Below are 24,458 nucleotides of genomic sequence, written 5' to 3' on the forward strand. Positions count from 1 at the left end.
CCTGTCCCGGGGTTTTCCGAAGGAGTGACAAGAGGCAGTGAGCGAGACCAAGCTGCGGGATTACCTCAAGCGCGCGACGGCCAGTCTGCACGAGACGCGTCAAGAGCTGCGGGAACTCAAGGACAGGGACACCGAACCCATCGCGATCGTCGGGATGGGGTGCAGGTATCCGGGCGGAGTGCAGTCGCCGGAAGACCTGTGGGAACTGGTCGCCACGGGTACCGACGCCGTCTCCGCCTTCCCCGTGGACCGGGGATGGGACGAGGACCTGTACGACCCCGACCCCGAGAAGCCGGGCAAGAGCTACACGCGTGAGGGCGGGTTCCTGCACGACGCGAACGGCTTCGACGCCTCGTTCTTCGGCATGAGCCCGCGTGAGGCGCTGGCGACCGATCCGCAGCAGCGGCTGCTGCTGGAGACGTCGTGGGAGGCCCTCGAACGGGCGGGCATCGACCCGGCGTCCGTGCGCGGCAGCCGGACAGGCGTGTTCGTCGGTGTGATGTACAACGACTACGGCTCCCGCATCCAGTCGATACCCGAGGGCCTCGAAGGCCACCTGGGCAACGGCAGCGCGGGAAGCGTCGCGTCCGGCCGCATCTCGTACACCTTCGGCTTCGAAGGTCCCGCGGTGACCGTGGACACGGCGTGCTCCTCCTCGCTCGTGGCGCTGCAACTGGCCGTGCAGGCGCTGCGCAAGGACGACTGCTCGCTGGCACTCGCCGGCGGCGTGGCCATGATGGCGACACCAGGCGTGTTCGTCGAGTTCAGCCGGCTGCGCGGCCTCGCCGTGGACGGGCGCTGCAAGTCGTTCTCGAACGCGGCCGACGGGACCGGATGGTCCGAGGGCGCCGGTGTGCTGCTCCTGGAGCGGCTGTCCGACGCGCGGCGCAACGGACACCGGGTGCTGGCCGTGGTGCGGGGCGCCGCCGTCAACCAGGACGGGGCGAGCAGTCGGCTGACGGCGCCGAACGGCCCCTCGCAGCAGCGGGTCATCCGCGACGCCCTGCGGAACGCGGGCCTGTCGGCGGCGGACGTGGACGCGGTGGAGGCGCACGGCACGGGTACGCCGCTGGGCGACCCGATCGAGGCGCAGGCGCTGCTGGCCACCTACGGCAAGGAGCGGCCCGGGGCGGACCGGCCGCTGTGGCTGGGGTCGTTCAAGTCGAACGTGGGCCACACGCAGGCGGCGGCGGGTGTGGCCGGTGTCATCAAGATGGTGATGGCGATGCGCCACGGTGTGCTGCCGAAGACCCTTCACGTGGAGGAGCCGTCGGCGCACGTGGACTGGTCGGCGGGGGCGGTGTCGCTGCTGACCGAGGCGAAGCCGTGGCCGGAGACGGGCGAGCCGCGCAGGGCCGGTGTGTCGTCCTTCGGCGTGAGCGGCACGAACGCCCACGTGATCCTGGAGCAGGCTCCGGAGGCGGAGCCGACCGAGGTCGCCGCTGCTGAGGTGGTGGGTGGTCCGGTGGCGTGGGTGGTGTCGGGTCGTAGTGCGGCTGGTTTGCGGGCGCAGGCGGGCCGGTTGCGGGAGTTCGTGGTGGGGCGGCCGGAGCTGGGTGTTGCCGATGTGGCGCTCTCCCTGGCGACGACCAGGTCCGCGTTCGAGCAGCGGGCCGTGGTGACCGGGACCAGTCGTGAGGAGCTCCTGGAGCGCCTGGATGCGGTGGTCGACGGGACGAAGCTCCCCGGTGTGATCTGGGGGAAGGACGCCGAAGCACCGGGCCGTTCGGTGTTCGTGTTCCCGGGTCAGGGGGCGCAGTGGCTCGGTATGGGTGTGGGGTTGCTGGAGTCTTCGCCGGTGTTCGCGGAGTCGGTGGGTGAGTGTGAGTCGGCTCTGTCGGTGTATGTGGACTGGTCGTTGACGGATGTGTTGCGGGGTGTGGAGGGTGCTCCGGGGTTTGACCGGGTGGATGTGGTGCAGCCGGTGCTGTTCGCGGTGATGGTGTCGTTGGCGCGGTTGTGGCGTTCGGTGGGTGTGGAGCCGGATGCGGTGATGGGTCACAGTCAGGGGGAGATCGCTGCGGCGTGTGTGGCGGGTGCGCTGTCGTTGGAGGACGCGGCGAGGGTGGTGGCCTTGCGGTCGCAGGCGATCGCGGCGGGCCTTGCGGGTCGTGGCGGCATGGTGTCGGTGGGCCTGCCGGTGGATGTGGCCAGGGAGCGTATCGCCGCGTGGGGCGGGGCGATCTCGGTGGCGGCGGTGAATGGGCCGGGTTCGGTTGTGGTGTCGGGTGATGCGGGTGCGCTGGATGAGCTGGTGGTGCTGCTGGAGGGTGAGGGGGTGCGGGTTCGCCGGGTTCCGGTGGACTATGCCTCGCATTCGGCGCATGTGGAGGAGATCCGCGGCGAGTTGCTGAAGGTCCTGGCGGACATCGCGCCGCGCCCGTCGCAGGTGCCGTTCTACTCCACCGTGACCGGTGAGCTGGTGGACACGGCGGGTCTGGACGCCGAGTACTGGTACACGAATCTGCGGCAGACGGTGGAGTTGGAGGCGACGACCCGTGCCCTGCTCGGCAGTGGTCATGGCGTGTTCGTCGAGGTGAGTCCGCATCCGGTGCTCACGCTTCCGGTGCAGCAGACGGTGGAGGCCGCCGACGCGCAGGCGGTGGTCGTGGGCACGCTGCGGCGCGACGAGGGCGGTCTGGAGCGGTTCCTCACCTCCGCCGCCGAGGCGTTCACCCAGGGCGTCCAGGTGGATTGGGCCGCCATACAGGAGGAGCGCGGTGGCCGCCGCGTCGAGCTGCCGACCTACGCCTTCCAGCGCGAGCGTTACTGGCTCAAGGCTCCCGCGGGCGCGGGCGACGCGGGATCGGTCGGTCTGGGTTCGCTGGGGCATCCGCTGCTCGGTGCGGTGGTGTCGATGGCGAGTGGCGGCGGGGTCCTGCTGAGCGGGCGGCTGTCACTGGCCACCCACGAGTGGCTGGCGGATCACGCCGTGCACGGGGTCGTTCTGCTGCCGGGCACGGCGTTCGTGGAGTTGGCGGTACAGGCGGGCGACCAGGTCGGCTGCGGCCGGGTCGCGGAACTGATCCTGGAAGCGCCGCTCATCGTGCCCGAGAAGGGCGGGGTGCACCTTCAGGTCGAGGTGGGCGAGGCGGACGCTTCGGGCCACCGCGAGGTGAGCGTGTTCTCACGGGACGAAGCGGAGGCAGCGGGCGCGGTGTGGGTGCGCCACGCCCGTGGGGCGCTCGCGCCGGCCGCGGGTGCTGAGGCGACCCCCTTCGACTTCGGGGCGTGGCCTCCGCCGGGGGCCGAGGTCGCGGACGTGTCGGGGCAGTACGCGCGGGCAGCGCAGAACGGGTTGCGGTACGGGCCCGTTTTCCAGGGGCTGAAACGTGCGTGGCGGCGTGGCGACGAGGTGTTCGCGGAGGTCTCCCTTCCGGACGGGGAGCGGGAAGGGGCCGGTGAGTTCGGTCTGCACCCGGCCCTGTTCGACGCGGCGTTGCACGCGATGGGTGTGAGCGAGGCTCTGGCGGACGGTTCGGGCGCCCTGCTGCCGTTCTCCTGGCGCGGATTCTCGCTCGGGGCCGTCGGCGCGTCCTCGCTGCGGGTGAGGCTGGCTCCGGTGACGGGCAGCGGTTCCGGCGCGGTGTCGGTGGTGGTGGGGGACGAGTCCGGGCGCGTGGTGGCCTCGGTGGAGTCCTTGGCGCTGCGGCCGGTTGAGGCCGACCGGTTGAAGATCGCGGGCGGGGCGGCGCGGGATGCGCTGTTCCGCGTGGAGTGGGTGGATGCGCCCGCGTTTGACGCGGCGGGCGAGGCGGCGCCGCGGACTGAGGTCATGCGGGTGGCCTCCGCTGGTGCGGATGTGGTCGGTGAGGTGCATGAGCGGGTCCTCGGGGTCCTGGAGCGGGTGCGGGCGTGGGTGGCGGACGAGGATCTCGCGGGTGAGCCGCTGGTGGTGGTGACCCAGGGCGCTGTCGACGCGGGCGAGGGTGTGGTGGATCTGGCGGGGGCTGCGGTGTGGGGTCTGGTGCGGTCCGCGCAGGCGGAGAGTCCCGGGCGTCTGGTGTTGGTGGACACCGATGACGTGGAGGGGGTTGAGGGTGTCCTTCCCGGGGTGTTGGGGCTGGGGGAGGAGCAGGTGGTGGTGCGGTCGGGTGTGGTGCGGGTGCCGCGTCTGGGCCGGTCGGTGGCTTCGGGTGATGCTCGGGAGTCGGGGGTGTTCGGTTCGGGTGCGGTGCTGGTGACGGGTGGTACGGGGGTGCTGGGTGGTTTGGTGGCCCGGCATCTGGTGGTCCGGTATGGGGTCAGGAAGCTGGTGCTGCTGTCCCGGCGTGGTGTGGGGGCCGGGGGTGCGGCGGAGTTGCGGGCGGGGTTGGAGGCCGTGGGCGCCGAGGTGGTGTTCGTGGCCTGTGATGCTGCGGATCGTGGGGCTCTGTCCGGGGTGTTGTCGGGGTTGCCGGAGGGCTTCGGTCTGAGTGGTGTGGTGCATGCGGCGGGTGTGCTGGACGACGGGCTGCTGTCGTCGTTGACCCGTGAGCGGGTCGAGCCGGTGCTGCGGGCGAAGGTGGACGCGGCGTGGAATCTGCACGAGTTGACCGAGGGGATGGGTCTGTCGGCGTTCGTGCTGTTCTCTTCGGCTGCCGGGGTGCTGGGTGGTGCCGGGCAGAGCAGTTACGCGGCGGCGAACGTGTTCCTGGACGGTCTGGCGTCGTGGCGGCGGGCCCGGGGGCTGCCGGGTGTGTCGATGGCGTGGGGTCTGTGGGCCGAGGCCAGCGGCATGACCGGACACCTCGGTGCGCAGGACCTGCTGCGGGTGTCGCGTTCGGGTCTGGTGCCGCTCTCCTCCGAGGAAGGGCTCGAACTGTTCGATGCCGCGCTGGCGTCGGACGAAAGCGTGCCGGTCCCGCTGCGGCTGGACCTCCCCGCGCTGCGCGCGCAGGGCGCCGAACTCCCCGCCCTCTTCCGCAACGTCGTACCCCGGGTGACGACGCGCCGCACCGCGCGATCGCAGCAGACCGCGAGTCTTCCCGACGAACTGCACCGGCGCCTCGCGGGTCTCCCGCAGAAGGCGCAGGACGAGATGCTGGGGGAACTGGTCCGCGTTCAGACCGCGGCGGCCCTCGGCCACGCCACCCCCGAGACGGTGAACACGCGTCAGCCGTTCAAGGAACTCGGCTTCGACTCCCTGATGGCCGTCGACCTGAGGAACCGGCTCACCGCGGAGACCGGCCTGCGACTGTCCGCCACCCTGGTCTTCGACTATCCGACCCCGGTGGCACTCGTCGGCCACCTGCGCGAGGCGATCCTCGGCGAACACGGTGCCACCGCCTCGCCGGGCGCGGGTGTGGTGGCCGCGGCAGGCACACCGGTCGACGGCGACCCCATCGTGATCGTGAGCATGAGCTGCCGTCTTCCGGGCGGGGTGCGCACGCCGGAGGAACTGTGGCACCTGGTGGCGACGGGCACCGACGCGGTGTCCGGGTTTCCGGCCAACCGTGGGTGGGACCTCGACGGGATGTACGACCCGGATCCCGACCGGGAGGGCACGTACTACGTCCGCAACGGCGGATTCCTGCACGACGCCGACCAGTTCGACCCGGCGTTCTTCGGGATCTCGCCGCGTGAGGCGCTGTCGATGGACCCGCAGCAGCGGCTGCTGCTGGAGACGTCGTGGGAGGCGTTCGAGCGGGCCGGCATCGATCCGGTGGCCAACCGGGGCAGCCGATCCGGTGTGTTCGTCGGTGTCATGTACAACGACTACGCCACCCGTCTGTACGGGAACGCTCCGGAAGGCTTCGAGGGCTCCCTCGGCACCGGCAGCGCGGGCAGTGTCGCGTCCGGGCGCATCTCGTACACCCTGGGTCTTGAGGGGCCCGCGGTGACCGTGGACACGGCGTGCTCGTCGTCGCTGGTGGCGCTGCACATGGCGGCCCAGGCACTGCGCCAGGGCGAGTGCGATCTGGCGCTGGCCGGCGGCGTCACGGTGATGTCGTCGCCGGGTGTGTTCGTGGAGTTCAGCCGTCAGCGGGGGCTGTCCGTAGACGGCCGGTGCAAGCCGTTCTCCAACGCGGCGGACGGCACGGGCTGGGCCGAGGGCGTGGGGATGCTGCTCCTGGAGCGGCTGTCGGACGCCCGGCGCAACGGTCACCCGGTGCTGGCGGTGGTCCGAGGCTCGGCGATCAACCAGGACGGCGCGAGCAACGGCCTGACCGCCCCCAACGGCCCGTCGCAGCAACGCGTGATCCGTCAGGCGCTGGCGAGCGCCGGCCTGTCGGCGGCCGACGTGGACGCGGTGGAGGCGCACGGTACCGGTACGACGCTGGGCGATCCGATCGAGGCGCAGGCAGTGCTGGCGACGTACGGCCAAGGGCGCCCCGAGGGACGGCCGTTGCTGATGGGCTCGGTGAAGTCGAACATCGGCCATCCGCAGGCGGCAGCCGGTGTGACGGGTGTGATCAAGATGGTGATGGCGATGCGCCACGGTGTGCTGCCGAAGACGCTGCATCTTGACGAACCGTCGAAGGAGGTGGACTGGTCGGCGGGCGAGGTGCGGCTGCTGGCGGAAGCCGTGAAGTGGCCGGAGACGGGCCGGCCGCGTCGGGCCGCCGTGTCGTCGTTCGGCGTGAGCGGGACGAACGCGCACACCGTCCTGGAGCAGGCTCCGGAGGGCGAGGCGGCCGGGACCGCCGCACCCGAGGCGGCCTCGGGCCCGGTGGCGTGGGTGGTGTCGGGCCGCGGCCCGGCCGGGCTGCGGGCGCAGGCCGGGCGGCTGCGGGAGTTCGTGACGGCCCGTCCGGAGCTGGCAGTTCCGGATGTGGCGCTGTCGCTGGCGACGACCAGGTCCTCGTTCGAGCATCGGGGCGTGGTGACCGGGGCCGATCGCGAGGAACTCCTGGCTCGGCTGGGCGCGCTCGCCGGGAACGAGGCCGGCCCCGGCGTCACGCGCGGTGTGGCGGACGCCCGGGGCCGTTCGGTGTTCGTCTTCCCCGGCCAGGGCGCGCAGTGGAGGGGCATGGCGGTGGGGTTGCTGGACTCCTCGCCGGTGTTCGCGGAGGCGATGGCTGAGTGTGAGTCGGCCCTGTCGGTGTACGTGGACTGGTCGTTGACGGATGTGCTTCGGGGCGCGGAGGGTGCTCCCGGTTTCGACCGGGAGGATGTCGTTCAGCCCGTGCTGTTCGCGGTGATGGTGTCGCTGGCGCGGTTGTGGCGTTCGGTGGGTGTCGAGCCCGATGCGGTGATGGGCCACAGCCAGGGTGAGATCGCTGCGGCGTGTGTGGCGGGTGCGCTGTCGCTGGAGGACGCGGCCAAGGTGGTCACCTTGCGGTCCCAGGCGATCGCGGCCGGCCTTGCGGGCCGTGGCGGCATGGTGTCGGTCGGCCTGCCGCTGGACGCGGCCAGGGAACGTATCGCCGCCTGGGACGGCGCGCTCTCCGTCGCGGCGGTGAACGGCCCGGGTTCGGTCGTGGTGTCGGGTGGCCCGGAGGTGCTGGACGAGCTGGTGGCACAGCTGGAGGGCGAGGCGATCCGGGTCCGCCGGGTTCTGATCGACTACCCCTCGCACTCCGTACACGTGGAGGCGATCCGCGAGGAGCTGCTGAAGGTCCTGGCGGACATCGAGCCGCGGTCCTCCCAGGTGCCGTTCTACTCCACGGTGACCGGCGAACTGCTGGACACCGCCGCCCTGGACGCCGAGTACTGGTACCGCAACCTCCGGCAGACGGTCCAGCTGGAGGCCGCCACCCGCGCCCTCCTCGACAGCGGGCACGGTGTCTTCATCGAGGCGAGCCCGCACCCTGTCCTGATGCTGCCGTTGCAGCAGACCGTGGAGGCCGCCGGGGCGCCGGCGGTGGTCGTCGGCACGCTGCGGCGTGACGAGGGCGGCCTGGAGCAGTTCCTGACCTCCGCCTCCGAACTCCACGTCAGCGGGGCCGACGTCGACTGGCGGAGGGTGTTCGAGGGCCGTGGTGCCCGTCGGGTCGATCTGCCGACCTACGCCTTCCAGCGCCAGCGGTACTGGCTGGACGCGCCGGTCGGTGAGGCGCCCGCCGGCGGGGCGGGGCCGGGCGCGGACAGTGTGGACGCGCGGTTCTGGGAGGCCGTCGAGCGCGAGGACCTGGAGTCGCTGGTCCGCACGCTGGAGGTGGACGACGAGGAGCAGCAGTCGTCCTTGACCGCGTTGCTTCCGGCGCTGTCGTCGTGGCGTCGTCAGCGGCGTGAGCGGAGCACGGTGGACGGCTGGCGCTACAGCGTCGCCTGGACCCCCGTGGCGTCCGCCGCCGACGCCGCGCTCACCGGTACCTGGCTGGTCGTCGTCCCCCGGATCTGCGGTGACGAGGCGTTGCCCGCCTCCGTGGTGGACGGTGTGGCCTTGCGTGGCGCGCGGGTGGTCCGTGTCGTCGCCGACGCGGCCGACGGCCGTGAGGCGATGGCGGAGCGGCTGCGTGCGGCGCTCAAGGAGGCGGGAACGGACCCGGCAGCCGTGTCGGGCGTGTTCTCGCTGCTGGGGCTGGACGAGTCGGCGCACGGATCGTTCGAGGCGGTCCCGGCCGGGCTGGCGGCGACGGTGGGCCTGGTCCAGGGGCTGGGCGACGCCGGTGTGCAGGCCCCGCTGTGGTGCGGGACGCGGGGCGCGGTGTCGGTCGGACGCTCCGAACGGCTGGCGAGCCCGACCCAGGCGATGGTCTGGGGGCTGGGGCGGATCATGGAAGTGGAGTACTCCCGGCGCTGGGGCGGGCTGGTCGACCTGCCCGAGACCGTGGACAGCCGTGCGGTGGACCGTCTGGCCGCGGTACTGGCCGGTGCGGAGGCCGAGAACCAGGTCGCGATACGCGGTTCCGGGGTGTTCGCCCAGCGGCTGGTGCGGGCCCCGGCGCCGGAGAACCCGACCCGGGACGGCTGGCGGCCCACCGGTTCGGTGCTGGTCACCGGCGGTACCGGTGCGCTGGGCGCACATGTGGCGCGGTGGCTGGCGCGTACGGGTGCCGAACACCTGGTGCTGACCAGCCGCCGGGGAATGCAGGCCGAGGGCGCCGCCGAGCTGAAGGCGGAGCTGGAGGCCACGGGCGCCTGGGTGACGGTGGCGGCGTGTGACGTGGCGGACCGTGAGGCGCTGGCGGCGGTGCTGGAGGGGATTCCCGGGCAGTCGCCGTTGAGCGCGGTGGTGCATACCGCGGGTGTCCTCGACGACGGTGTGATCGATGCGCTGACGGTTGAGCGGGTGGCCGGTGTGCTGCGTCCGAAGGCGGACGCGGCGCGGAATCTGCACGAGCTGACCGCCGGGACGGATCTGTCGGCGTTCGTGCTGTTCTCCTCGGCTGCGGGCACGATAGGCGGGCCGGGCCAGGGGAGTTACGCGGCGGGCAACGCGTTCCTGGACGCGCTGGCGTGGCAGCGGCGGGCGGACGGTCTTGCGGCATCGTCCATCGCCTGGGGCGCCTGGGCCGGGAGCGGCATGGCCGTCGACGGGGATCTCGACGAGCAGATGAAGCGGAGCGGTGTCGCTCCGATGGACCCGGAACTGGCGATCTCCGCGCTCCAGCGTGTTCTTGACCTGGACGAGACCCACGCCCTCGTGGTCGATGCCGCATGGGAGCGCTTCGGGGGGGAGCTGGGTGGCGCCAGGCCGGTTCCACTGCTGAGCGAGCTGACGAGGAGGCGGCGGTCGGACGCGGCGTCGGAGCCCTCGGACCCGGCACCGGGCGAGTCGGCCGCGGCGGAGCTGCGTGCCGAACTGGAGGGGCTCTCCCCGGCGAAGCGCCGGCGTTCCCTGCGCAAGCTGGTCCGCCAGCACGTCGCCGCGGTCCTGGTGCATGCGACTCCCGAGGCCGTCGAGAGCGACCAGTCGTTCAGGGAGCTGGGTTTCGACTCGCTGACGGCCGTTCAGCTCCGGAACCGACTGAGCGCGATCACCGGTCTGGAACTGCCGACCACGCTGGCATTCGACTACCCGAACCTCACCGTACTGGCCGAGCACCTGGAGACGAACATGTTTCCGCAGGCCGATGGGGCTGAGCCGAAGGACCCGGAGGAGGACCGGATTCGCGAGGCGCTGGCCTCGGTTCCGTTCGCGCGGTTCCGTGAGGCCGGGCTGATGGACGCCCTACTGGACCTTGCCCGGATCTCGGAGAGCGGTTCTGAGCCGGCGCCCCAAGAAGGAACGAACAGCGCGGTCGACGCGATGGACGTCGACGACCTCGTCCAGAGGGCACTGGGCGGCGCGGACCTCTGATGCTTTTGGAAGTGTGGAGCTACTGATGGCTATGTCCTCCGAGAGAGTGGTCGAAGCGCTGCGCGCTTCCTTGCGGGAAAACGACCGCCTCAAGCTACAGAACCAGCGCCTGGTCGCGGCGTCGCGTGAGCCCCTTGCCATTGTCGGGATGAGCTGCCGCTTCCCCGGAGGCGTGCACACCCCGGAGCAGCTGTGGCAACTCGTCGTCGACGGCGGCGACGCCATCTCAGGGTTTCCGACGAACCGCGGCTGGGACGTCGAGGGGCTGTACCACCCGGACCCCGACAATCCGGGGACGAGTTACGCCCGCGAGGGCGGCTTCTGCCACGAGGCCGACGAGTTCGACCCGCAGTTCTTCGGGATATCCCCCCGTGAGGCCGTGGCGACCGACCCGCAGCAGCGGCTGGTGCTCGAAGCGTCATGGGAGGCGTTCGAACGAACCGGCATCGACCCGCTGTCTCTGCGCGGCAAGCCGGTCGGGGTCTTCGTCGGCACGAACGGCCAGGACTACTCGACTCACCTTCTCGAGGCGGGAGATGGGCTGGAGGGCTATCTGACGGGCAGCGCGGTCAGCGTGGTGTCGGGGCGCATCTCCTACACCTTGGGTCTTGAGGGGCCCGCGGTGTCGGTGGACACGGCCTGTTCGGCATCGCTGGTGGCGCTGCACATGGCCATGCAGGCACTGCGCCAGGGCGAGTGCGATCTGGCGCTGGCCGGCGGTGTGTCGGTGATGTCGACGCCGGGCGCGTTCGTGGAGTTCAGCCGGCAACGGGGGCTCGCCCCCGACGGCCGGTGCAAGCCGTTCGCGAACGCGGCGGACGGCACCGGCTGGTCCGAGGGCGTCGGCATGCTCCTCGTGGAACGTCTGTCGGACGCGCGCAGGAACGGCCATCCGGTGCTGGCGATCGTTCGGGGTTCGGCGATCAACCAGGACGGCGCGTCCAACGGCCTGACCGCCCCCAACGGCCCGTCGCAGCAGCGGGTGATCCGGCAGGCGCTGGCGAACGCGGGGCTGTCGGCGTCGGACGTGGACGCGGTGGAGGCGCACGGCACGGGCACCACGCTGGGCGACCCGATCGAGGCGCAGGCGCTGCTGGCGACGTACGGCAGGGAGCGGTCGGCGGACAGCCCGCTGTGGCTGGGTGCCATCAAGTCGAACATCGGCCATACCCAGGCCGCCGCCGGAGTCGCGGGCGTCATCAAGATGGTGATGGCGATGCGGCACGGTGTGCTGCCGAAGACGCTGCACGTGGACGAGCCGTCGCGGCAGGTGGACTGGTCCGCGGGCGAGGTGCGGCTGCTGACCGAGACCACCGCGTGGCCGGAGACGGGCCGACCGCGCCGCGCGGGCATCTCCTCCTTCGGGGTGAGCGGCACCAACGCGCACACCATCATCGAGCAGGCTCCGGAAGCCGACCGCGACGCACCGGCCGCGACGGTGGCCCCCGAGGCGGACCGGGCCGAGCGGCCCGCCGCCCTGCCCTGGCTGCTGTCCGGCAAGAGCGCGGAGGCGCTCGCCGCCCAGGCCGGCCGGCTCCACGCCCATCTGAGCGCCCACGCGGAGCCGGCGCCTGCGGACGTCGGCTTCTCGCTGGCCACGACCCGATCGGCGTTCGAGCACCGTGCGGCCGTGGTCGCCGGGGACCGGGACGACTTCCTGCGCGGCCTGAAGGCTCTGGCCGCCGGCGAGAACGCGGCTCAGGTCATTCGGGGCACGGCACGGGTCGAGGACACCCTCGCGTTCCTGTTCACCGGCCAGGGTGCGCAGCGTCCGGGCATGGGGCGGGAGTTGTACGAGGCGTTCCCGGTGTTCGCCCAGGCGCTGGACGGGGTGTGCGCGCATCTGGACGTGCTGCTCGACCGCCCGCTGCGCGAGGTGATGTTCGCGGCGGAAGGCAGCGCGGACGCGGAACTGCTGGACCGGACGGCGTTCACGCAACCCGCGCTGTTCGCCGTCGAGGTGGCGCTGTTCCGGCTGCTGGAGCACTTCGGCGTCACCCCGGACGTGGTGATCGGCCACTCCGTCGGTGAGATCGCGGCGGCCCATGTGGCGGGGGTGTTCTCGCTGGAGGACGCGTGCACGCTGATCGCCGCCCGCGGCCGGCTGATGCAGGCGCTGCCCGAGGGCGGCGCGATGGTCGCAGTGCAGGCGTCGCAGGAGGAGATCGCGCCGTCGCTGGCCGGCCGTGAGGCCGAGGTGAGCGTCGCCGCCGTCAACGGCCCGGCCTCCGTGGTCATCGCCGGCGACGAGCCCGCCGTCCTGGAGATCGCCGCGCAGTGGGCGGAGCGGGGCCGCAAGACCCGCCGCCTGCGCGTCAGCCACGCCTTCCACTCCCCGCGTATGGACGCCATGCTGGACGACTTCCGCAAGGTCGTCGAGGGGCTCTCGTTCGCCGCGCCCTCCATCGACCTGGTCTCCAACGTGACCGGCGGGTCGGCCTCGGACGCCGAGGTGTGTGCACCGGAGTACTGGGTGCGCCATGTGCGCCAGGCCGTGCGCTTCGCCGACGGCGTTCGCTCCCTTGCGGCCCAGGGCGTGACCACCTTCCTGGAGGTGGGTCCCGACGGTGTGCTCTCGGCGATGGCACAGGACTGCCTGTCGGACCGGCCCGGGACCGCCTCGGCGCCCGTGATCGTGCCGGGGCTGCGCAAGGACCGCCCGGAGGTCACAGCCCTGACCACGGCGCTGGCCAGCCTGCACGTTCACGGGTCCGCCGTCGACTGGGCCCCGGCCTTCGACGGTCTCGGGGCCCGCAGGGTCGACCTGCCGACCTACGCCTTCCAGCGTCGGCGCTACTGGGCCGAGAAGTCCGCCGACGCGGCCGGTGCCGACGCCGGCGTCCGCCACGAGGTGGACGCGCGGTTCTGGCAGGCCGTGGAGCGGGCGGACCTCGTGTCCCTCGCCAGGACGCTGGACGTCGAGGACCAGGCGTCGCTGGGCGCGGTGCTGCCCGCCCTGTCGGCATACCGGCGCGGCAGCCGCGACCGGTCGACGATCGACGGCTGGCGCTACCGGGTGTCGTGGAAGCCGGTGCCGGACCCGGCCGAGGGGCCGTTGTCGGGGACGTGGCTGGTGGTGGTTCCGGCGGCCCGTGCCGGCGACGAGCCGGTCTCGGGGGTCGTCGCCGGGCTTGAGCGGCATGGCGCGGGTGTGGTGTCGCTCGTGCTGGACGAGCGGGACCTGGACGCGGGCAGCCTGGCGGGGCGGCTGCGTGAGGTGGCCGGGCAGACGCCTGAGCTGGGTGGTGTCCTGTCGCTGCTCGCCCTGGACGAGGAGCCCTGCCCGGGGCATCCGGCACTGTCGGGTGGTGGTGCGCGCAGCCTGGTGCTGGCGCAGGCGATGGTCGAGGCGGATGTTCCGGCCCGGTTGTGGTGCGGTACGCGCGGCGCGGTGTCGGTGGGGCGCTCGGACCGGCTGACCGGCGCCGTGCAGTCGCAGGTCTGGGGTCTGGGACGGGTCGTGGCGCTGGAACACCCCGCGGTGTGGGGTGGCCTGGTGGATCTGCCCGAGTCGCTGGACGAGCGCGGCGCGGCGCGGCTGGCCGGTGTGCTGTCCGCCGGGAAGGGCGAGGACCAGGTCGCGATCCGTGGCTCGGGGGTGTTCGCCAGGCGGCTGGTGCGGGCTGACGCGAGTGGGGGAGCGGAGCGGCCGTGGCGCGCACGTGGCACCGTGCTGGTGACCGGCGGCACCGGCGCGCTGGGCGGCCAGGTGGCCCGTTGGCTGGCGCGCAGCGGTGCCCGGCATCTGGTGCTGACCAGCCGACGCGGCCCCGACGCGCCGGGCGCCGCCGAACTGCGCGACGAGCTTGAGGCGCTGGGCGCGAGGGTGACCGTGGCGGCCTGCGACGTGACGGACCGCGACGCGTTGGCCGCCGTCCTCGCCGACGTTCCGGAGGAGTTTCCGCTCAGCGCGGTGTTCCACGCGGCGGGTGTCGAGCAGGCCGCCGCGCTTGTGGGGATGAGCCTGGCGGACGCGGCGGCGGTGGTGTCCGCGAAGACCGCGGGGGCCGCGCACCTCGACGAACTGCTGGGCGACCGGGAACTCGACGCGTTCGTCGTCTTCTCGTCGATCGCCGGTGTGTGGGGCAGTGGTGGCCAGGCCGCGTACAGCGCCGCCAACGCCTGTCTGGACGCGCTGGCGCAGGACCGCCGGGCCCGGGGCCTGGCCGGCACCGCCGTGGCCTGGGGCCCCTGGGCCGAGGGCGGTATGGCGGCCGCGGAGGGTGTGGAGAGGGAACTCGCCCGTCGCGGCCTGCGCGTCATGGCTCCGGCGCTGGCCATCGCCGCCTTGCAGGGCGCGATCGAGGGCGGCGACACCGCGGTGACCGTCGCCGACATGGACTGGGAGCGGTTCGCCCCCGCCTTCACCCTGGAGCGGCCGAGCTCGTTGATCGGCGACCTCCCCGAGGTCGCGAAGGCGCTGGAGGCCGCGGGCGCGCCCGGCGGGGCGGCTGCCTCGGCGGGCCTGCGGGAGCGGCTGGCGGGGCTCACCGAGGCCGAGACCGACCGGGCCCTGCTCGATCTGGTGCGGGGCCACGTGGCCGCGGTCCTCGGGTTCACCGGCGGGGAGACGGTCGACGCCGGGCGGGCCTTCAAGGAGCTGGGCTTCGACTCGCTCACGGCGGTGGAGCTCCGCAACCGGCTGAACGCGGAGACCGGGCTGGCGCTTTCGGCGACGCTGGTCTTCGACTACCCGAACGCGTCGGTCCTGGCGGACCACCTGCGTGCCGAGGTGCTGGGCACGCGGGGTGCGGTGGCCGCCCCGGTGGCGGTGGCGGCCCGGGTCGACGACGATCCGATCGCGATCGTCGGCATGAGCTGCCGCTTCCCGGGCGGGGTGCACAGCCCGGAGGATCTGTGGGACCTCGTGGCCGGCGGCAGCGACGCGATCTCCGAATTCCCGTCCGACCGCGGCTGGGACGTGGAGGGGATGTACGACCCGGACCCCGAGCGCTCGGGCACGTTCTACGCGCGCGAGGGCGGCTTCCTGCACGAGGCGGGCGAGTTCGACGCGGACTTCTTCGGGATCTCGCCGCGCGAGGCCCTCGCCATGGACCCGCAGCAGCGGCTGCTGCTGGAGACCTCGTGGGAGGTCTTCGAGCGCGCCGGTATCGCGCCCACGTCCGTACGCGGCAACCAGATCGGCGTGTTCGTGGGCGCCGCCACCTCGGGCTACGGGTCCGGCGCCGACGACGACCTGGAAGGACAGCTGCTGACCGGCAACGCGACCTCGGTCGTGTCCGGTCGTATCTCCTACACCTTGGGCCTTGAGGGGCCCGCGCTGACGGTGGACACCGCGTGTTCGTCGTCGCTGGTCGCGCTGCACCAGGCCGCGCAGGCGCTGCGCCAGGGCGAGTGCTCCATGGCGCTCGCCGGCGGTGTGACCGTGCTGGCCACGCCGGCGGCCTTCGTGGAGTTCAGCCGCCAGCGGGGACTGTCGCCCGACGGCCGCTGCAAGCCGTTCGCGGACGCCGCCGACGGCACCGGGTGGTCCGAGGGCGTGGGCATGCTGCTGGTGGAGCGGCTGTCCGACGCCGAGCGCAACGGCCACCGGGTGCTGGCGCTCGTGCGCGGCTCGGCGGTGAACCAGGACGGTGCGTCCAACGGTCTGACGGCGCCCAACGGCCCCTCGCAGCAGCGGGTGATCCGGCAGGCGCTGGCGAACGCCCGCCTGTCGGCCGCCGAGGTGGACGCGGTGGAGGCCCACGGCACCGGCACCATGCTCGGCGACCCGATCGAGGCGCAGGCGCTGCTCGCCACGTACGGCCAGGAGCGGCCGGAGGGCCGCCCGTTGTGGCTGGGCGCGCTGAAGTCGAACATCGGTCACACGCAGGCCGCCGCCGGTGTCGCCGGGATCATCAAGATGGTGATGGCGATGCGGCACGGTGTGCTGCCGCAGACGCTGCATGTGGACGAGCCGTCGCGGGAGGTGGACTGGTCGGCGGGTGAGGTGCGGCTGCTGACCGAGACCACCGCGTGGCCGGAGACCGGTCAGCCGCGCCGGGCCGGTGTGTCGGCGTTCGGCGTGAGCGGCACCAACGCGCACACCATCATCGAGCAGGCCCCGGTGTACGAGGAGGCGGTGCGGAACGACGCTCCCGCCGAGGACCACGGCGTCCTTGCCTGGGCGCTCTCCGGCCGCAGCCCGCAAGCCCTGCGCGCCCAGGCCGAACGGCTGAGGTCGCGTCTGACGGAGCGCACCGAACTGGGCGCGCTGGACGTGGGTTACTCGCTGGCGGCGACACGTTCGGCCCTCGAACACCGTGCGGTGGTCACGGGCACGGATCGCGCCGGACTGCTGCGGAGGCTCGACGCTGTCGCTGCCGGTGAGACCGCCCCCGGAGTGGTGCGGTCCGCCGCGCGTCCGTCGGGTTCGACCGCGTTCCTGTTCTCGGGTCAGGGTGCGCAGCGCCTGGGTATGGGGCGGGAGTTGTACGACGCCTTCCCGGTGTTCGCCCAGGCGCTGGACGGGGTGTGCGCGCATCTGGACGTGTTGCTGGACCGTCCGCTGAAGGACGTGATGTTCGCGGCGGAGGGCAGTGCGGACGCGGACCTGCTGGACCGGACGGCGTTCACGCAACCGGCGTTGTTCGCGGTCGAGGTGGCGTTGTTCCGGTTGCTGGAGCACTGGGGTGTCACCCCGGACGTGGTGATCGGCCACTCGATCGGTGAGATCGCGGCGGCGCATGTGGCGGGGGTGTTCTCGCTGGAGGACGCGTGCACGCTGGTTGCGGCGCGTGGCCGGCTGATGCAGGCGCTGCCCGGGGGCGGCGCGATGGTGGCGGTGCAGGCGTCGGAGGAGGAGGTCGCCGGTTCGCTGGCCGGTCGTGAGGCCGAGGTGGGTGTCGCCGCGGTCAACGGCCCGGCCTCTGTGGTCGTCTCGGGCGACGAGGCGGCCGTGCTGGAGATCGCCGCCCAGTGGGAGCGGGAGGGGCGTAAGACGCGTCGTCTGCGGGTCAGTCACGCGTTCCACTCGCCGCGTATGGACGCGATGCTGGACGATTTCCGCGCGGTGGTCGAGGGGTTGTCGTTCGCTCCGCCCTCGGTTGCGCTGGTGTCGAATGTGACGGGCGGGGCTGCGGGCGCGGGCGAGGTGTGTGTGCCGGAGTACTGGGTGCGGCATGTGCGCGAGGCGGTGCGTTTCGCGGACGGGGTGCGGGCGCTCGGGGCTCAGGGGGTGACCGCCTTCGTGGAGGTGGGTCCTGACGGGGTGCTCTCGGCGATGGCGCGGGAGTGTCTGACGGGGGAGGAGGCATCGGCCTCGGTCGTCGTGCCGGTGCTGCGCAAGGACCGTCCCGAGACGGGGGCGTTGACGACGGCTCTGGCCGAACTCCACGTCCACGGCGTCACCGTCGACTGGGAACAGCTCTTCGCCGGACGCGGCGCGCGGAAGGTCGAACTGCCCACCTACGCCTTCCAGCGGCAGCGCTACTGGCTGGAGGACAGCGGAGGTGCGTCGGGAGACTCCGCCGCCGACAGCGTGGACGCCCGGTTCTGGGAAGCCGTCGAGCGCGAGGACCTGGAGGCCCTGGCCGAGGCGCTGGACGTCGACGGGGACGGCTCGCTGAGCGAACTGCTGCCCGCGCTGTCGTCGTACCGGCGTCAGCAGCGTGACCGGGCCACCGTCGAAGGATGGCGGTACCGCGTCTCCTGGAAGCCGGTCCCGGACATGACCGGCGGGGCCCCCTCGGGGACCTGGCTTCTGGTGGTGCCGGCCGGACTGGCGGACAGCGACGTCACCACGTCGATCGGTCAGGGAATCGGGAAGCACGGCGCCCGGGTCGTGCTGGTGGCGGTCGCGGCCGACACCGACCCCGACGGGCTGACCCGGGCCCTGCTCGGCGCACTCGACGGCGAGACCGGGATCAGCGTGCTGTCGCTGCTCGCCCTCGACGAGGAGCCCCTCGTCGAGGAGCCGCAGGTCGCGGCCGGACTCGCGCTGACCCTGCGGTTGGTGCAGGCCCTGGCGGGGCTGGACATCGACGTTCGGCTGTGGTGCGCCTCGCGGGGCGCGGTCTCGGTGGGACGTTCGGACCGGCTCACCAGCCCGGTGCAGGCGCAGGTGTGGGGCCTCGGCCGGGTCGCGGCCCTGGAGCACCCCCGGATCTGGGGTGGCCTGGTCGATCTGCCCGAGGTCCTCGACGGGCGCGCCGTGGGGCGGCTGGCCGGTGTGCTGTCCGCCGAGGGCGCCGAGGACCAGGCCGCGGTGCGGGGTTCCGGTGTGTTCGTCCGGCGGTTGGCGCGGGTCGCGTCGTCGGGCGGCGGAGCCTGGCGGCCGGCCGGCTCGGTTCTGGTGACCGGTGGCACGGGCGCGTTGGGCGCGCATGTGGCCCGTTGGGCGGTGCGCGAGGGCGCGCGACACGTCGTCCTCACGAGCCGCCGCGGCCTGGCGGCCGACGGTGCGCCCCAGCTGAAGGCGGAACTAGAGGCCATGGGTGCGCTGGTCTCGGTGGCCGCTTGCGATGTGGCCGACCGCGACGCGCTCACCGAGGTGCTGGCGGGAATCCCCGAGGAGTTCCCCCTGCGCGGGGTCGTGCATGCGGCCGGTGTGCTGGACGACGGTGTGCTGGACGGTCTGTCCGTCGACCGGGTCGCCGGGGTACTCGGCGCGAAGGCGTCGGGCGCCAGGCAGCTGCACGAACTGACGGCACATCTGGACCTCGACGCGTTCGTGCTGTTCTCGTCGTTCGCCGGTGTGGTGGGCGGCGCCGGACAGGGCGCCTACGCGGCGGCGAACGCCTACCTGGACGCGCTCGCGGTGCTGCGCCGCGGCGCCGGTCTCGCCGGTACGGCGGTCGCCTGGGGCCCCTGGGCCGAGGCCGGGATGGCCGCCGAAAGCCGCGCCGGGGAACGGGTGCGCGGCGGCGTGGTCGCCGCGATGGACCCGGCGCCGGCCGTGGCGGCGCTCGGTTGGGCCGCCGGCCATGACGAGGCTTCGCTCGTCGTCGCCGACGTCGACTGGAAGCGCCTGGCCTCGGCACATGCCACCTCCGGCGGCGGCGCTCTCCTCAGCGACATCCCCGAGGCGCACCAGCACCTGACCGCGGACGACGCCGGTACCGAGGCGGAAGCCGCCACCTTCGCCCAGAAGCTCGCCGGGCTGTCGGCGGCCGAGCGCAACCAAGCAGTCCTGGAACTGGTACAGGGCCACGCCGCCGCCGTGCTCGGCCACGCTTCGGCCCGGTCGATCGAGCCCGGCCGGGCCTTCCGCGACCTCGGGTTCGACTCCCTCACCGCGGTCGAGCTGCGCAACCGGCTGGACCTCGCGACCGGACTGCGCCTGCCGGCCACACTGGTCTTCGACTATCCGAGCGCCGCCGAACTGGCCGACCACCTCGACGCCGAGGCGTTCGGCTCCGCCCAGCCGGCCCTGTCCGCCCCCGAACCGAGGACCGCCCCCGTGGACGGCGACCCGATCGCGATCGTCGCGATGAGCTGCCACTTCCCCGGGGATGTGCACACACCGGAAGACCTGTGGAAGCTGGTCGCCCAGGGCGGCGACGCCATCGCCGAGTTCCCCGGCGACCGCGGCTGGGACCTCGACGGTCTGTACGATCCCGACCCCGGGCGGCTCGGCACGTCCTACGCACGCGAGGGCGGCTTCCTCTACGGCGCCCCGGAATTCGACGCGAAGTTCTTCGGGATCTCACCGCGTGAGGCGCTCGCCATGGACCCGCAGCAGCGGCTGCTGCTGGAGACCTCGTGGGAGGCGTTCGAACGCGCCGGTATCGCCCCCGAGTCGCTGCGGGGCACCCGGGCGGGCGTGTTCGTCGGCACGAACGGCCAGGACTACGCCGGACTGTGGCTGGACGCGCAGGGCGACCTGGAAGGCCACCTGGGCACGGGGAGCGCGGCCAGCGTGGTGTCGGGGCGCATCTCCTACACCTTCGGTCTGGAGGGTCCCGCGGTGACGGTGGACACCGCGTGCTCGTCGTCGCTGGTGGCGCTGCACATGGCCATGCAGGCGCTGCGGCAGGGCGAGTGCGACCTGGCGCTGGCCGGCGGTGTGTCGGTGATGTCGACGCCCGGCGCGTTCGTGGAGTTCAGCCGTCAGCGCGGACTGGCCCCCGACGGCCGGTGCAAGCCCTTCGCGGACGCGGCGGACGGCACCGGCTGGTCCGAGGGCGCCGGCATGCTCCTCGTGGAACGCCTGTCGGACGCGCGCAGGAACGGCCATCCGGTGCTGGCCGTCGTGCGCGGCTCGGCGATCAACCAGGACGGCGCGTCCAACGGCCTGACCGCCCCCAACGGCCCGTCGCAGCAGCGGGTGATCCGGCAGGCGCTGGCGAGTGCCGGGCTGTCGGCGGCCGAGGTGGACGTCGTGGAGGCGCACGGTACGGGTACGACGCTGGGTGACCCGATCGAGGCGCAGGCCCTGCTGGCCACCTACGGCCAGGGGCGGCCGGAGGGGCAGCCGCTGTGGCTGGGTGCCGTCAAGTCGAACATCGGCCATACCCAGGCCGCCGCCGGTGTCGCCGGTGTCATCAAGATGGTCATGGCGATGCGCGAGGGCGTGTTGCCGAAGATCCTTCACCTGGACGAGCCGTCGCGGCAGGTGGACTGGTCGGCGGGTGACGTGCGTCCGCTGACCGAGGCCACCGCGTGGCCGGAGACGGGGCGGCCGCGCCGGGCGGGTGTCTCCTCGTTCGGGCTGAGCGGCACCAACGCCCACACCATCATCGAGCAGGCCCCCGACCTGGAAGAGGCCGTGACCGCGGAGCCGGCCCTGCCCGAGACGCCGGTGACGGCGGCCGTGGTGCCGTGGCTGGTGTCCGGCAAGAGCCGGGAGGCGCTGCGGGCGCAGGCCGAGCGGCTCGCCGCGCATGTGGCCGCCAGAGCCGACCTCGGCGCGCTGGACGTGGGCTACTCGCTGGCGACCCGCTCCGTGTTCGAACACCGGGCCGTGCTGGTCGGCGAGGACCGGGAGACCCTCCTGCGGGGTCTCGACGCCGTGGCCGGGCACGGGATCGCTTCCGGCGTCGTCCAGGGGCAGGCCGTACCGGGTGGCAGGACGGCGTTCCTGTTCTCGGGTCAGGGCGCGCAGCGTCCGGGCATGGGGCGGGAGTTGTACGACGCCTACCCGGTGTTCGCCCAGGCGCTCGACGGGGTGTGCGCGCATCTGGACCTGCTGCTCGACCGCCCGCTGCGCGAGGTGATGTTCGCGGCGGAGGGCAGTGCGGACGCCGAGCTGCTGGACCGGACGGCGTTCACCCAGCCCGCGCTGTTCGCGGTCGAGGTGGCGCTGTTCCGGCTGCTGGAGCACTTCGGTGTCACCCCGGACGTGGTGATCGGCCACTCCGTCGGTGAGATCGCGGCAGCGCACGTGGCGGGGGTGTTCTCGCTGGAGGACGCGTGCACGCTGATCGCCGCCCGCGGCCGGCTGATGCAGGCGCTGCCCGAGGGCGGCGCGATGGTCGCCGTACAGGCGTCCGAGGAGGAGGTCGCCGCCTCACTCGCCGGCCGTGAGCACGAGGTGAACATCGCCGCCGTCAACGGGCCGTCGGCGGTGGTGATCGCGGGCCACGCGGCCGCGGTCCAGGAGGTGGCGGACACATGGAAGGCGAGCGGGACGAAGACTAGGTGTTTGCGGGTCTCACATGCGTTTCACTCTTTCCTCATGGACAGTGTGTTGGACGCGTTCGGCCACGTGGTCCGTGAGGTCTCTTTCGAACCGCCGGCCATGGCGCTGGTGTCCAATGTCACCGGTGCGCTGGTGTCGGAGGATGAGACGAGTTCTCCGGATTACTGGGTTCGGCATGTGCGTGAGGCGGTGCGGTTCGCGGATGGGATACGTTCGCTCAAGGCGTTGGGCGTGACCAGGTTCCTGGAAGTGGGTCCCGACGGTGTGCTCACCGCGATGGCTCAGGACTGCCTCGCGGAAAGCGCCGAAGACACCTCAGCGGCAATGCTGGTTCCCGTGCTGCGCAAGGAACGCCCCGAAGCAGGGGCGTTGATGACGGCCCTGGCCGAATTGCACGCGCACGGTGCCGCGGTGAACTGGGAATCGGTATTCGCCGGGCGGGGCGCCGGCAAGGCGGAGCTTCCGACATACGCGTTTCAGCGCGAGCGGTTCTGGCCGGAGGCGTCCGCGGCCGGAGGTGTCCGCGATGCGGGTTCGGCCGCCGCGGACTCGGTGGACGCGCGGTTCTGGGAAGCGGTCGAGCGCGAGGACCTCGAAGCGCTCGCCGAGACACTCGACGTCGACGGCGACACGCCGCTGAGTGCGGTCCTGCCCGCGCTGTCCGCCTATCACCGGAGCAACCGCGAGCAGTCCACGATCGACGGTTGGCGCTATCGGGTGGTGTGGAAGCCGGCTGCGGAGGCGGCCGGTGGATCGCTGTCGGGGACGTGGCTGGTGGTGGTTCCGGCGTCCCGTGCCGAGGACACGCTGGTGGCGGAGGTCTCCTCCGGGCTCGGCCGGCACGGCGCGGATGTGATGTCGCTGGTGGTGGACGAGCGGCACCTCGACGCCGGGGCGCTGGGCGAGCGGCTGCGTGAGGTGGTCGCCGACGCGCCCGCCCTGGGCGGAGTGCTGTCCCTGCTCGCCCTGGACGAGGAGCCCTGCCCGGAGTTCCCCGCGCTGTCCGGCGGCTTCGCTTCCACGCTGACGCTGGCGCAGGCGTGGGTGGAAGCGGGTGCCGCCGCCCCCCTCTGGTGCGCCTCGCGGGGCGCCGTGTCGGTGGGGCGTTCGGATCGGCTCACCGGTGTGCTGCAGTCGCAGGTGTGGGGCCTGGGCCGGGTCGTGGCGCTGGAGCACTCGGCGGTGTGGGGCGGTCTGGTGGATCTGCCCGAGGTGCTGGACGAGCGTGCGGTGGGCCGGCTGGTCGGTGTGCTGGCCGCCGGGGGCGATGAGGACCAGGCCGCCGTACGAGGCTCGGGCGTGTTCGTTCGGCGCCTGGTGCGGGCTGAAGCCGGGGTCGGTGAGGGGGCGGACCGGCCGTGGCGAGCCGGCGGTTCGGTGCTGGTGACCGGTGGTACCGGGGCACTGGGTGCTCGGATCGCGCGGTGGGCGGTGGCCCGGGGAGCCGAGCACGTGGTGCTGACGAGCCGTCGCGGCATCAAGGCTCCGGGAGCGCCCGAACTGCGCGGGGAACTCGAAGCCCTGGGTGCCCGGGTGACCGTCGCGGCCTGCGACGTGGCCGACCGGGCGCAACTGGCCGCGGTACTGGACGCCGTCCCGGACGAACTCCCGCTGACGGCCGTCTTCCACGCGGCGGGTGTGGAGCAGGCCGCCGAGTTGGCGACGATGAGCCTGGCGGATGCCGCCGGCGTGGTGTCGGGGAAGGTGGCGGGTGCCGTCCATCTGGATGCGTTGCTGGGTGATCGTGAGCTGGACGCGTTCGTGGTCTTCTCGTCGATCGCGGGTGTGTGGGGCAGTGGTGGCCAGGCCGCGTACGGTGCGGCGAACGCGTATCTGGATGCGCTGGTGCAGGAGCGTCGGGCGCGGGGTCTTGCCGGTACGGCGGTGGCCTGGGGTCCTTGGGCCGGGGGTGGTATGGCGGCCGGTGGCGGGGGCGGTGAGCTGGCGCGTCGGGGGCTGGTCTCGATGGCGCCGGGTCTGGCGGTCGCCGCGTTGCAGGGGGCGGTCGCGGGTGACGACGGTGTGGTGGCGGTCGCCGATGTGGACTGGGGGCGGTTCGCTCCCGCGTTCACGATCGGGCGGCCCAGCCCGCTCATCGGCGACCTGCCCGAGGTCATCTCGGCCCTTGAACAGGACCGCGCCGCCGAGGAGAGTCACGCGGAGAGCGGATCACGGCTGAGGGAACGGCTCCTCGCGCTGGCGCCGGGTGAGCGGCAGCGCGCCGTGCTCGACCTGGTACGCGGTCACGCGGCCGCGGTTCTCGGATTCTCAGGTACGGAGGGCGTGGAATCCGACCGCGCCTTCAAGGAATTGGGATTCGACTCGCTCACGGCGGTAGAATTCCGCAACCGGTTGAACGCGGACACGGGTCTGCGACTGCCCACGACACTGGTCTTCGACTATCCCAACGCAAGGGCGCTCGCGGAACACGTACGCGTGGGCGTCCTCCCCGACGAGGGGACTTCCGCCACTCCGCTGCTCGCGGATCTGGAAAAACTCGAGGCATCACTCTCCACGGCTGAGCCGGACAATGCCGAGCGAACGGCCATCGCATCCCGACTCCAGATGCTCCTCGCCAAACTGAACGGCGGCGAGGACGGATCGACGGACGCCGAGAGCATTACGCAGCGGCTTGACGACGCGTCGGACGACGACCTCTTCGATTTCATCGAAAACGAGCTCAGCTAAATGTGATCGCCGAGGTGCAGG

Annotated in this window: 2 protein-coding genes; both read left to right on the top strand. The window is 72.6% G+C overall.

Going from position 1 to position 24,458, the window contains the following annotated elements:
• Positions 1 to 37: 37 nt before the first annotated feature.
• Positions 38 to 10,168 carry a type I polyketide synthase gene (locus SZN_RS02240; protein ID WP_007491078.1) on the top strand — a complete coding sequence of 3,377 codons (10,131 nt, stop codon included), beginning with the start codon at positions 38 to 40 and terminating at the stop codon, positions 10,166 to 10,168.
• Positions 10,169 to 10,199: 31 nt separating this feature from the next.
• On the top strand, positions 10,200 to 24,437 hold the full coding sequence (locus SZN_RS02245) for a type I polyketide synthase (protein WP_425274400.1): 14,238 nt from the start codon (positions 10,200 to 10,202) through the stop codon (positions 24,435 to 24,437).
• The last annotated feature ends 21 nt before the right edge of the window (positions 24,438 to 24,458 follow it).

It is taken from the genome of Streptomyces zinciresistens K42 (assembly GCF_000225525.1).
GTDB classification, from domain to species: Bacteria; Actinomycetota; Actinomycetes; order Streptomycetales; family Streptomycetaceae; genus Streptomyces; species Streptomyces zinciresistens.